Source organism: Streptomyces sp. NPDC001828, from assembly GCF_042892175.1.
GTDB lineage: Bacteria > Actinomycetota > Actinomycetes > Streptomycetales > Streptomycetaceae > Streptomyces.
Genome location: NZ_JBIATV010000002.1, coordinates 312,044 through 322,844 on the forward strand (window position 1 = coordinate 312,044; position 10,801 = coordinate 322,844).

At 71.4% G+C, this 10,801-nt stretch carries 10 protein-coding genes, 2 tRNA genes and 1 pseudogene; 9 read left to right on the forward strand and 4 right to left on the reverse strand.

What is annotated here, in order from left to right; genetic code table 11:
- Positions 1–196 precede the first annotated feature (196 nt).
- On the reverse strand, positions 197–1,339 hold the full coding sequence (locus ACFYZA_RS08280; protein ID WP_388488485.1) for a M48 family metallopeptidase: 1,143 nt from the start codon (positions 1,337–1,339) through the stop codon (positions 197–199).
- Positions 1,340–1,449: 110 nt separating this feature from the next.
- On the opposite strand from ACFYZA_RS08280, the gene ACFYZA_RS08285 reads away from it, so the two are divergent.
- The 8 genes from ACFYZA_RS08285 (at position 1,450) to ACFYZA_RS08320 (ending at position 6,405) form a co-directional block, all read left to right on the forward strand.
- Positions 1,450–1,623 carry a hypothetical protein gene (locus ACFYZA_RS08285; RefSeq protein WP_388489448.1) on the forward strand — a complete coding sequence of 58 codons (174 nt, stop codon included), beginning with the start codon at positions 1,450–1,452 and terminating at the stop codon, positions 1,621–1,623.
- Between the two features lie 81 nt (positions 1,624–1,704).
- Positions 1,705–1,866 carry a hypothetical protein gene (locus tag ACFYZA_RS08290; RefSeq protein WP_167153229.1) on the forward strand — a complete coding sequence of 54 codons (162 nt, stop codon included), beginning with the start codon at positions 1,705–1,707 and terminating at the stop codon, positions 1,864–1,866.
- 38 nt (positions 1,867–1,904) lie between these two features.
- Positions 1,905–2,522 (forward strand): nicotinate-nucleotide adenylyltransferase, encoded by a 618-nt coding sequence (gene nadD, locus ACFYZA_RS08295; RefSeq protein ID WP_100578252.1) that lies wholly within the window; start codon positions 1,905–1,907, stop codon positions 2,520–2,522.
- A gap of 46 nt (positions 2,523–2,568) precedes the next feature.
- The gene (locus tag ACFYZA_RS08300) at positions 2,569–4,296 is read left to right on the forward strand and encodes an LCP family protein (RefSeq protein WP_388488487.1); all 1,728 of its coding nucleotides are present in this window, start codon (positions 2,569–2,571) and stop codon (positions 4,294–4,296) included.
- Between the two features lie 181 nt (positions 4,297–4,477).
- On the forward strand, positions 4,478–4,915 hold the full coding sequence (rsfS, locus tag ACFYZA_RS08305) for a ribosome silencing factor (RefSeq protein ID WP_100578254.1): 438 nt from the start codon (positions 4,478–4,480) through the stop codon (positions 4,913–4,915).
- Positions 4,912–5,565 (forward strand): histidine phosphatase family protein, encoded by a 654-nt coding sequence (locus ACFYZA_RS08310; RefSeq protein WP_382594951.1) that lies wholly within the window; start codon positions 4,912–4,914, stop codon positions 5,563–5,565. The genes rsfS and ACFYZA_RS08310 overlap by 4 nt, the downstream gene beginning before the upstream one ends.
- A 112-nt stretch (positions 5,566–5,677) precedes the next feature.
- A tRNA-Ala gene (locus ACFYZA_RS08315) sits at positions 5,678–5,750 on the forward strand.
- Between the two features lie 421 nt (positions 5,751–6,171).
- Positions 6,172–6,405: a hypothetical protein gene (locus ACFYZA_RS08320; RefSeq protein WP_053726163.1), complete on the forward strand. Its 234-nt coding sequence runs from the start codon at positions 6,172–6,174 to the stop codon at positions 6,403–6,405.
- Here the strand turns inward: ACFYZA_RS08320 and ACFYZA_RS08325 are convergent.
- A pseudogene (locus tag ACFYZA_RS08325) lies at positions 6,299–7,573 on the reverse strand (glycosyltransferase 87 family protein); the annotation flags it as partial. The gene ACFYZA_RS08320 and the pseudogene ACFYZA_RS08325 overlap by 107 nt on opposite strands.
- Positions 7,574–7,693: 120 nt before the next feature.
- On the opposite strand from ACFYZA_RS08325, the gene ACFYZA_RS08330 reads away from it, so the two are divergent.
- Positions 7,694–7,766 (forward strand) — tRNA-Ala (locus ACFYZA_RS08330).
- A 119-nt stretch (positions 7,767–7,885) separates the two neighbouring features.
- Here the strand turns inward: ACFYZA_RS08330 and ACFYZA_RS08335 are convergent.
- Positions 7,886–9,445, reverse strand: a complete 1,560-nt coding sequence (locus ACFYZA_RS08335) for a ferredoxin (RefSeq protein ID WP_388488491.1) — start codon at positions 9,443–9,445, stop codon at positions 7,886–7,888.
- 25 nt (positions 9,446–9,470) lie between these two features.
- Positions 9,471–10,658: a hypothetical protein gene (locus tag ACFYZA_RS08340; protein WP_388488493.1), complete on the reverse strand. Its 1,188-nt coding sequence runs from the start codon at positions 10,656–10,658 to the stop codon at positions 9,471–9,473.
- Between the last annotated feature and the right edge of the window lie 143 nt (positions 10,659–10,801).

The following is a 10,801-nucleotide window of genomic DNA, read 5'->3' on the forward strand; positions in this document are numbered from 1 at the left end:
CGGCGTCGAGCGGGCACCCGGCACCTGCTGCCACCAGGCACTTGCTGTCACCTGACCGGCGCCGAGCCGTTTTCGACAGGTGTCCAGCCGTCACCCGCCACCGGCTGCCACCCGACCGGCCCCTTCGGTGCCGACTTTCCCTAGGTGCCGGCGGGGCGGGGTCGCCCGTCGCAGGGCCCCACCCTGGTCTCCCCCCTCAGTCCTTCCCGCTTCCGCTCCCGTTGCCGTTCTGCTCCGGCTTTCCGTCCGTCGGGCCGTCGTCCGGACCGGCCTCCTTGTCCGCTGACGAGGACGAGGACGACGACGAGGGCCGCGTCGCCGTACCCGTGAACCTGTCCCGCAGCTTGCCGCCCAGGTCCGCCGTGCCGCCGGCGATGTCGCCGACCAGCTTCATCAGCGGGTCCTTGCTGCTCTTGACCGCGTCCGCGTAAGACGTCGCCGACTCGCGGAAGGAGTCGGTCACCGAGGTGTCCTTGTCCTCGTCGCGCCGCGGGTAGTGGCCGTCCATGATCCGCTGGTAGTCGCGGGTCTCCGCCCACTTCTTCAGCTCGGCCGCACGCACCGTGGTGAACGGGTGGGAGCGGGGCAGCACGTTGAGGATCTTCAGCACGGAGTCCCGCAGGTCACCCCCGGACTCGTACTCCTCGGCCTGCTCCAGGAACGCGTCCACGTTCATCTCGTGCAGGTGGTTGCCGCCCGCTATCTTCATCAGCCCCCGCATCGAGGCGTGCAGGTCCTGGCCCACCAGCAGCCCCGCCCGGTCCGCTGACAGCTCGGACTTGCGGAACCACTCGCGCAGCGCGGTCACGATCGCCATGATCGCGACGTTGCCCAGAGGAATCCAGGCGACCTTGAGGGCGAGGCTGGTGAGGAAGAGCAGGATCGTGCGGTAGACGGAGTGGCCGGAGAGGGCGTGGCCCACCTCGTGGCCGACGACCGCGCGCATCTCCTCCTCGTCGAGCAGCTCGACCAGGCCCGTCGTCACCACGATGATCGGCTCGTCCAGGCCGATGCACATCGCGTTGGGCTGCGGGTTCTGCGTGACGTACATCGGGGGGACCTTCTCCAGGTCCAGGATGTAACAGGCGTCCCGCAGCATGGAGTTGAGGTGGGCGAACTGGGCGTCGCTCACCCGCACCGAGTCCGAGAGGAACAGGAGTCTCAGGCTGCGCTCGGGCAGCAGCCCGCTCAGTGCCCTGAAGACGGTGTCGAAGCCGGTCAGCTTGCGCAGCGCGACCAGCGCCGAGCGGTCCGCGGGGTGTTCGTAGGCCCGGGAGGAGATCCCGGGGAACCTGCGCCGCTGCCTGCTCGGCACGTTGTCGTTGATGTCCTCGGTCATGGGTGCCCCCTGTCGTTCGAGTCGTCGGCTCGTCCCCCTGACGACATCCACACTAGGCGGTGGCGATACCGTGACCCGGGGGCCTGTGGATAACTTCGAGGAGACCTGCCATGCCGGACGCTATGCCGGACGTCGTCACTGCTCTCGCCTCCGCGACCGGCCAGGGGCCGGGCGCGCTGCTGCGGATCCTGCTGCTTGCCTCGATGGTCGGAGCGGGCCTCCTGGCCTGGTTCCTGCTGCGCGGATACCGCTCGAACGGCGGCGACGACAACAACAACGACTGAGTCGGCGTGAGCGTGCCCGGACCGCCCGCATACGATGTGGACGAAGTCTCCGCCCCGACTCCCGGATAGGTCCTGCCGAAGATGAGCCTCCACAGCACCGCCGCCAACCTGGTCTCGCTCGCCGAAGGCGCCGAGCACGGTGGCAACCACGAAAGCCTGCAGCCCTGGTTGACGGGCGGCGGCGCGCTGTTCGCCCTGCTCCTCCTGCTCTGGATCACCACCCGCTTCAACCGCGACCGCTGAGTCGGGGCCGAAAAGCCGGGCCAGTAGGCTCTGCACGCATGGGAGAGCAGGAAGTGCCTACCGGTCCGGTGAAGCGTCGCATCGGCGTGATGGGCGGAACGTTCGATCCGATCCATCACGGACACCTCGTGGCCGCCAGTGAGGTGGCCTCGCAGTTCCACCTGGACGAGGTCGTGTTCGTGCCGACCGGCCAGCCGTGGCAGAAGAGCCACAAGCTGGTCTCCCCGGCCGAGGACCGCTATCTGATGACGGTCATCGCCACCGCGTCCAACCCCCAGTTCTCGGTCAGCCGCATCGACATCGACCGCGGCGGGGCGACGTACACCATCGACACCCTGCGGGACCTGCGCGAGCGCAACAGCGACGCGGACCTCTTCTTCATCACCGGCGCCGACGCGCTCGGCCAGATCCTCACCTGGCGCGACGCCGAGGAACTGTTCTCGCTGGCCCACTTCATCGGCGTGACCAGGCCCGGTCACGTCCTGACGGACGACGGGCTGCCCGAGGGTGGCGTCTCGCTGGTGGAGGTGCCCGCCCTGGCGATCTCCTCGACGGACTGCCGTGCACGGGTCGCGCAGGGCGACCCCGTCTGGTATCTGGTTCCGGACGGTGTGGTCCGCTACATCGACAAGCGCCAGCTGTACCGCGGCGAGTGAGTCCAGCTGTACCGCCTGTACGTCGGCGAGTGAGAGAAGGCCACCGGTGAACGACCGCCAGTACGACCCGTATGCCCCCCAGGTGCAGCTGGTCGGATACGACGAGTACGGCCGGCCGGTGTACCAGCAGGTCCCGCCGCAGCAGCAGGCGTACGACCCGTACGCCCAGCCCCAGGAACCCCAGCAGCAACAACAGCAGCCGGGTTATGGGTACGACCAGACCTACGTTCCGCAGCAGCCGACGTACGATCCGTACGCGCAGCAGCCGCCGCCCCAGCCGCCGCAGCAGTCACAGCCGGACCAGCAAGCCCAGCACGCCCAACAGGCCCAGCAGCACCAGCAGTTCACGGAGACCCAGCAGTTTCCGCAGCAGGGCTACGGACAGGACTACGGCACCGCACGGCAGCCCGCCGTCCAGGAGCCCGTGGCGGCGGACCCGGAGCCGCAGGGCGCGCCCGTGGTGCCCCAGCAGCGGCGGGAGGGGCAGGGCGCGGGCGGCGAACGCGGCGCCGGCGCCGAGGAGTTCGCGTTCACCGAGGAGCCCGACGAGGACTCCGAGGACGTCATCGACTGGCTGAAGTTCACCGAGAGCCGCAGCGAACGCCGCGAGGAGGCCAAGCGCCGCGGCCGCAAGCGCGTCGTGGCGCTCGTCGTGGCGCTCGTCCTGGTCGTGGTGGGCGGCGTCGGCTATCTGTGGTCCGCCGGAAAACTGCCCGGCCTCTCGTCGTCCTCGGACGCGAAGAAGGACGGCGCGACCCCGGTCGGGGCGCAGAAGCGCGATGTCATCGCCGTCCATCTGCACAACACCAAGGCGGGCGGCACCTCCACGGCGCTCCTCGTCAACAACGTGACCACCAAGCAGGGCACCACCGTGCTGCTGCCCAACGCGCTCGCCATCACCGACGACGACGGCAACCGCACCACGTTGGGCAAGTCGGTCGACTCCGACGGCTCGCAGGGCACCCGCGATTCGCTCTCCAACCTCCTCGGCGCCAAGATCACCGGCACCTGGCGGCTCGACACCCCGTACCTGGAGAACCTGGTCGACCTCGTCGGGAACATCGACATCAATACGGACACCGACGTCCCCGGCGCCAAGCAGGGTGGCGACCCGCTGGTGAAGAAGGGCGACGAGCAGACGCTCACCGGGCAGATGGCCGTCGCCTACGCGACCTACCGCGGGCCCGGCGAGGCCGAGACCAAGCAGCTCCAGCGGTTCGGCACGGTGATGTACGGCGTGCTGCGCAAGATCTCCGACGATCCGAAGGCGGCCACCATCACCGTCCAGACGCTCGCCCAGATCCTCGACCCCTCGCTGCCCGAGAGCGACCTGGGCGCCTCCCTGGCCAAGCTCGCCGAGCACGCCAAGATCGGCGCCTACAAGACGGCGCTCCTTCCGGTGCAGCCCGACGGCACGCTGAGCCAGCAGGCCGCCGACAGCGTGGTCAAGGACGTCCTGGGCGGCAAGCTCGGCGGCGGCGCCGACCAGGGCTCCTCGCTGCGGGTCGGCCTGAAGAACGCCAGCGGCAACAGCAAGGCCGCCGAATCCGCCCGGATCGCCCTCGTCAACGGCGGCTACACCTTCATCGACGCCGGGAGCGCCGGTACGCAGGCCGCCTCGCAGGTCCTGTACGGCGACGAGGCGAAGAAGGCCAACGCCGTGGAGGTCGCCAAGACGCTCGGCCTGCCGGACAGCGCGGTCAAGCAGGGCGGCGCGGCCGCCAACGCCGACGTGTCGGTCGTCATCGGAAAGGACTACAAGGCCCCGAAGTAGGCACTGCGAGGCCCTGAAGCAGGCACTGCGCGGCGCCGCGGCAAGGACTGCGCGGGCGGCGCGGCAAGGGCTGCGAGGCCCCGGAGTGAGGGGCCCGGAGCAATTCTTTCGGGGCTGTCGGCGGTCCGTGAGATCCTGGAATCCGATCTGATCCGATCTGACCGCCGACGAAAGCCTGCTTGTGACCGCCACGGACCGTTCCATCGAGCTCATCACCGCCGCCGCTCAGGCGGCTGCCGACCGGCTCGCGCACGACATCATCGCGTACGACGTCAGCGACGTGCTGTCGATCACCGACGCCTTCCTGCTCGCCTCCGCGCCCAACGACCGCCAGGTCAAGTCGATCGTCGACGAGATCGAGGAGCGGCTCAACAAGGAGCTCGGTGCCAAGCCGGTGCGCCGTGAGGGCGACCGCGACGCCCGCTGGATCCTGCTCGACTACGTCGACATCGTCGTGCACGTCCAGCACAGCGAGGAGCGTGTCTTCTACGCCCTGGAGCGCCTGTGGAAGGACTGCCCCGAGCTGCCGCTCCCGGACGACGCCATGAAGACCCGCGGCAAGGCGGCCGAGCACGCCGCGCTGACCGGCGCAGACGAGACGGACGGTGAGCTGAGCTGAACGGCACCAAGGGCGGCCGGGGCCGCCGGATAGTCCTGTGGAGGCACGGCCAGACGGCCTGGAACCTGGAGCGTCGCTTCCAGGGCTCCACGGACATCGAGCTGACCGAGACGGGCATCGGCCAGGCGCAGCGCGCGGCGCGCCTGCTGGCCGCGCTGAAGCCGGACGCGATCGTGGCGTCCGACCTTCAGCGGGCCGCCGCCACCGCCGCCGAGCTGGCGGCCGTGACCGGTCTGCCGGTCGAGCACGACTCGGGCCTGCGCGAGACGTACGCGGGCGCCTGGCAGGGGCTCACGCACGAGGAGATCGTCGGCCAGTACGGCGAGCAGTACGCCGCGTGGAAGCGCGGCGAGCCGGTGCGCCGGGGCGGCGGCGAGCTGGAGACCGAGGTCGCCGACCGGGCCGCCCCGGTCGTGCTGCGCCATGCCGACAAGCTGCCGGACGGCGGCACCCTCGTCGTCGTCAGCCACGGCGGCACCATCCGCACCACCATCGGCCGGCTGCTCGGCCTGGAGGCGCACCACTGGGAAGGCCTCGGCGGCCTCACCAACTGCTGCTGGTCCGTTCTCGGCGAGGGCGCGCGCGGCTGGCGCCTGCTGGAACACAACGCCGGCACGCTGCCCGAGCCCGTCCTCGGCGACGACGACTAACCGCTGTTCAGAGGCGGTGACGGGCGGATTTCACTTTCCGGCAGGTCACAAGCTAAAGTTCTTCTTGTTCGCAGCGAGGGACCGCCGAAGAAGCGGAAACAAGCCGGACAGCGGGGCTATAGCTCAGTTGGTAGAGCGCCTGCATGGCATGCAGGAGGTCAGGAGTTCAATTCTCCTTAGCTCCACAATCGGATCCCGTCCCCTCGTGGGGGCGGGATCTTCTTGTTGTCCGGCCGGAGCCGCCCCCTCCGGCGGACACGGGGCGCGCGCGTCCGCCCGCGCGCCGCGAGGACGCTCCTTCGCACCGACAGTCCTGTCCGTCCTGGGCGGCCTGTCCGGTCTCGTACGGTGACAGCACTGACCCTCTTGCGAGGGCATGGCAGAATCGGGACGGCCGGAGGGGGACGACGGACCGAACGGGAGGGAGTGCGTGATGCCCGCGAGTCGCGAGGAATTCCCGCAACCGTCCGGCGGGCCGCGAGCCTCGGCTTCCAGCGCCCCCCTGAGCTGCCCGTCCTGTGGCTCCGCGCACATCGCCCAGATGCTCGGCGACAACGGCGGAGTGTCCTACGTGTGCACGGCCTGCGGCCACAGCTGGAGCTGAACATGGGTGCACACAGGCGGAAATGCGACTGGTGCGGCAGTGGTACGCCCATCGTCAGGGACATGGATCCGGTCAACACCGACTATCAGTACTGGTGCGAGGAATGCGCCCGGGCGCTGATCATAAAGGGCGACCCGATCGAGACCTACCGTGAACTCGAGGGAGAGCCGATCTACGGCCGTCTCCTGGAGGCGCACTGCACGCTGAAGCGCTTCTACTCCTTCGCCACGGCCTGAGCGCGGCCAGGACGAGGAAGCCCGTCCCGGCCAGTGGATAAAGCGCCGAGAGCGCCATCTGGCCGCCGCTCTGGGCCAGTTCGGGCCGGCTCGTGCCATGCGGGACCCACCACAGCGCGTATGTGCAGAAGACGGCCCCGAGCAGTGCCCAGCGCGACCTCTCGGACGCGAGCAGCACCACCACGGGCACGCACCACACCCAGTGGTGCGACCAGGAGACGGGGCTCACCAGGAGCGCCGTCACCGCGCAGGCCATCGCCGCCCAGGCCCGCTCTCCACGCAACTCGGCGCGTACTGCGACGGCGAGGCCCGACGCGGCCGTGACGGCCGCGGCCGCCGTCCACCACAGGCCCGGATCGCCGGTGTGCAGCAGCCGGGCCAGCACCCCGCGCAGCGACTGGTTGGCGGTGTCCTCGGCATGACCGACCCGGCCCGCCTCGAACACCATCGACGTCCAGAAGCGCCACGAGTCGTACGGGAGCGCCGCCGCGGCCGCCGCCGTGGCCGCGCAGAACACCGCGGCGGCCCTGATGGTGACGGTGAGCGGAGAGTTCCCGGTGCCGCTCCTCTTCCGGATGACGGCGGTGATCAGCAGGAAGAGCCCGAACAGGGCGGGTGTGAGCTTCAGGGCCGCGGCGAGGCCGATGCCGGTTCCCGCCCAGCGGTTGCCCCGCTCGCGCGTGAGGTCCCAGAGCACCGCGACGGCGAGCAGCAGATTGATCTGGCCGTAGCGCAGTGTGGTCCACACCGGCTCGCACCAGACGGCGAGCGCCGCGATCCACAGCGCGGCCCCGGGCTGCCGCCGGCCCGCGAGCCGCAGCGACAGGTGGGCCAGGGCGAGCAGCAGCCCCAGGTTCGCGACGGTCGCCAGGGCCCGCAGTTCGGGGACACCGATGAGGGTGAGCGGGGTGAACAGCAGGGCCGCGAACGGCGGGTAGGTGGTGGGCAGCTGCGCCCGGGTCGCGCGCATCGCGTAGAGGTCGGCGCCGGCCCGCACGGTCTGGCCCTCCGCCCGGTAGACCATCAGGTCGATCATCGAGACCCCGGCGGCCCGCTGAGCGGCCCAGAACAGCGCGAAGGACAACAGGCAGACGGCGGCCGCGAGCGGCACGGGACGGCGGGCGGAGGGGAGGCGGGCAGCGGTGTGGGCCAGAACCTTCACGGTCACGAAGCTGGACGTTACCGCCCTTCTTCGTACAGAACGGAAACCGATTTGGTGAAGCACCGGGGTGACCGTGTAATGTTCTCGATGTCGGCGCGGGAAACCGGACGACAACAAAGCAAGCAAGGGGCTATAGCTCAGTTGGTAGAGCGCCTGCATGGCATGCAGGAGGTCAGGAGTTCAATTCTCCTTAGCTCCACAGTGAAGAAGGCGGGCCATCCGAATCGGATGGCCCGCCTTCTTGTTGGGCCCCCTTTCGGGGGCCTCCCCTCCAGAGTGCGCGCGTCCCCTACAGGACGGCGTAATGATCAGAAACGGTCAACTCCGGCCGCTGCCCAGGGCCTTGCGGCTGACCTGGGGGAGCGCGGCCGGGGCCTGCTCGATCCGGAGCGCGAGCGCCGGGCAGCGGCGCACGGCCCGTTGGGCGCGCCCCCGCAGATGCATCGGCACGGTGGCGTCCGCGACCAGGGGGTAGCCGTCGGGGCCGAGCCGGATCAGCTCCGGCACGATGTCCGCGCAGAGCCCGTGGCCCTCGCACAGTGTCCAGTCGACCAGCACCTTCTCGCCGCTGGGCACGCCCTCCTCCTGGTAACCCGCCGCGGGCAGCGGCAGCACGCCGACCGTGGGCCGGCCGCAGCCCCCGCCGAGCACATGCGCCGCGAGGTCGTCCGTGAACGCGGCCAGCGTCGAGGCGAGGAAGCGGGCCGAGCCGTCCGGATGCTTGCAGGCGCCGCGGCCCTTCACCGCCCCCGTCACCTCGCGCAGCGCCTCCAGGGCGGCCGGTCCGCCGCCGTTCAGCACGTCGGCGAGCCCGCCGGCGGCGGCCGGGAGCCCCAGCCTGCACGGGCCGCACTGGCCCGCCGTCTCCGCCGCCAGCCAGTTGGCCACCCGCAGCGCCTCGCCGAGCGCGCAGGTGCCCGGGCCGATCGGCAGGATGGCGCCGGCGCCGAGGGCCCCGCCGAGCGCCGAGAGCGAGGCGCGCGAGACGGCCGCGTCGTGGGCGGCCACCGAGTTCAGCCAGCTGCCGTGATAGCCGCCGGTCAGCACGCCCTGGGGCAGCGAGGGCGCCCCGGCCAGCTGGAGAACGTAACGCAGCGGCACTCCGGTGGGGACCTCGACGACCATCGGGCGGGCGACCGCCCCGGACAGCGTCAGTAGTACGGTGCCGGGCTCGCTCGGCTCACCGGTGTTGCAGAAGCGGCGCGGGCCCAGCCGGGCGGCCACCGCGAGCTGGGCGAAGGTCTCGGCGTTGGAGAGCAGCGTCGGGGCGCCGCCCACACCCGACTCGGCGGCCCGCTCGCGGCGGCCGGGCGGCAGGGCGGGCCCGCCGTCCACGGCCCGGATCACGGCGGAGGCCTCCCCGGACACCATGCGCTCGGGGGTGTGGACCACGCGGGCGCGCAGTGGGGAGCTTCGCTTGTCGGCGAGGCCACGCTCGTCGAGGGCGGCGCGCACGGAGGCCTCCGTGGAATCGCGCGTGACGGCGATGACCAGAGTGCGGGCGCCGAGCGCCTCGGCGGCCAGCAGGGCGCCGTCCAGAACGAGATGGGGAGCCCGGCACACCAGGACGGTGTCCTTGCGGCAGGCGGGCTCTCCCTCGCTCGCGTTGACGACGACGACCGGGCGTATCCCGCGCCGGATCGCCGCGGAGGCCACCGCGCGCAGTTTGCGGCCGAAGGGGAAACCGGCGCCGCCACGGCCGTTGAGGGCGATGTCGTCGGCGAGCTTGGCCAGCCGTTCGCCGTCGACCGGCTTCAGCGGCCCGTGCACCTTGAGGTGCATCGGCAGGGCCAGGCGCTCGACGAGGTCGAAGCCCGCCGTCAGATGGGGCAGGCCGACGACGCGGACCTCGGGAACATCGGGGAGAGGCGTGTTCATGGTCGTACTCCAGTTGCGGGCGCCGTCACGGGCGTTCTCCGGAGGAGCCCGGCTGCGAATGCCAGGGCTCGCCGGCGGCCGGCGGCTGATAGGGCGTGGACGGTGCGGGGGCGGGCAGCGGCTCGGGAGGGCGCGGCGCGGGCGCGGGCCAGCGGGCGGCAGGAGGGGCGGAAGGAGCCAGCGAGACCGCGCGGTAGGCGGCCGAGATGCCGGTGCCCGCATCGCCGCGGACCTCCTGCGCGGCGGCCGGACGATAGCGGGGCAGCGCTTCGTGCGGGGGCTCGTACAGGGCGCGCGGCTGCTCGAACTGCCGTGTTTCCCCGAGGAGTTCGTGCGGGGGCTGAGCGCCCCCCAGTGGCTGCGTCGGCTGCGCCTCATAAGAGGGCGCGCCCAAGGGCTCGTAGGGCGGCGGCGCGTAGGGCGGGGCCTCGTACGTCTCGAAGGAGGGCGGTGTCGAAGGCCGCGGCGGTACGGCGGGTTCGGCCCGCTCGCCCTCCGGGTGCGGCCTGAAGGCGGCCAGCCGGGCGGCGATGCGGCGCTTGACCGGGCGGGGGAGCGCGCGTACGGCCAGCGCGCCCGCCACTCCCGCCAGGCTCAGGGCGTACATCGCGACCACCCAGCCGGCCGGCGGACGGCCCGCGTACAAGCCGTGCACCAGCGCCGAGCACCAGGCCGGATAGGCCAGCATGTGCACCGCGCGCCAGCGGCCCGCGACGCGGCCCGGGGTGGCGAAGGCGCTGCGCATCGCGCCCGTGGCGGCCGTGAGGACCATCAGCATCCCGGCGAGCGAACCGAAGCCGATGAGGCCGGACGCGCCGGTCATGCCGAGCCCGAACGGGACCACGGCGCCGAGCAGGCCGACATGGCCGAGGGCGATCTTGACGGTGACGTGCAGCAGCAGGAATCCGATCGAGGCGACGGCGGTCGCGCGGTGGACGGCCTGCGCCATGAGGCGGTCACGCGGGGTGAGGAAGAGCCGGTCGGTTGCCAGCAGGCCCCAGGCGACGGAGGCGGTCAGGGAGACCAGTGACAGGACGCCGGAGGTGAAGTCCAGGGCGGCGCGCAGAGCACCCGAGGAGAGGAGGGCCAGCGGCGGTATGAGCAGGGCGACGACGCCCAGTGCGGCGGCGGAGAGCCCGCCTCTGCGGGCCGGACGGCCCCGGGCCGGGTTCTGGCGCGGACGGAGCGGGTTGAGCGGATTGCGAGGTTTCATGGTGGGGCGACTCCGAATGGTTCGGCAAAGCGGTCCCGTGGCGGCATGCTAGGTCGCCCCATACCAGCCGGTACGGGGTTTGAGCGGTTGCCCCAGAAGAGGGCGGTACGCGGAGTAACCTCGCCCTCGGCACCCCCCGGGGG

What these genes read in the sequence shown, in the direction of transcription:
- ACFYZA_RS08285 (WP_388489448.1), top strand. Translation starts at nt 1,450, where the DNA reads ATGCCGGACGCTATGCCGGACGTCGTCACTGCTCTCGCCTCCGCGACC.
- ACFYZA_RS08280 (WP_388488485.1), bottom strand. Translation starts at nt 1,339, where the DNA reads ATGACCGAGGACATCAACGACAACGTGCCGAGCAGGCAGCGGCGCAGG.
- ACFYZA_RS08340 (WP_388488493.1), bottom strand. Translation starts at nt 10,658, where the DNA reads ATGAAACCTCGCAATCCGCTCAACCCGCTCCGTCCGCGCCAGAACCCG.
- ACFYZA_RS08290 (WP_167153229.1), top strand. Translation starts at nt 1,705, where the DNA reads ATGAGCCTCCACAGCACCGCCGCCAACCTGGTCTCGCTCGCCGAAGGC.
- nadD (WP_100578252.1), top strand. Translation starts at nt 1,905, where the DNA reads ATGGGAGAGCAGGAAGTGCCTACCGGTCCGGTGAAGCGTCGCATCGGC.
- ACFYZA_RS08335 (WP_388488491.1), bottom strand. Translation starts at nt 9,445, where the DNA reads ATGAACACGCCTCTCCCCGATGTTCCCGAGGTCCGCGTCGTCGGCCTG.
- ACFYZA_RS08320 (WP_053726163.1), top strand. Translation starts at nt 6,172, where the DNA reads ATGGGTGCACACAGGCGGAAATGCGACTGGTGCGGCAGTGGTACGCCC.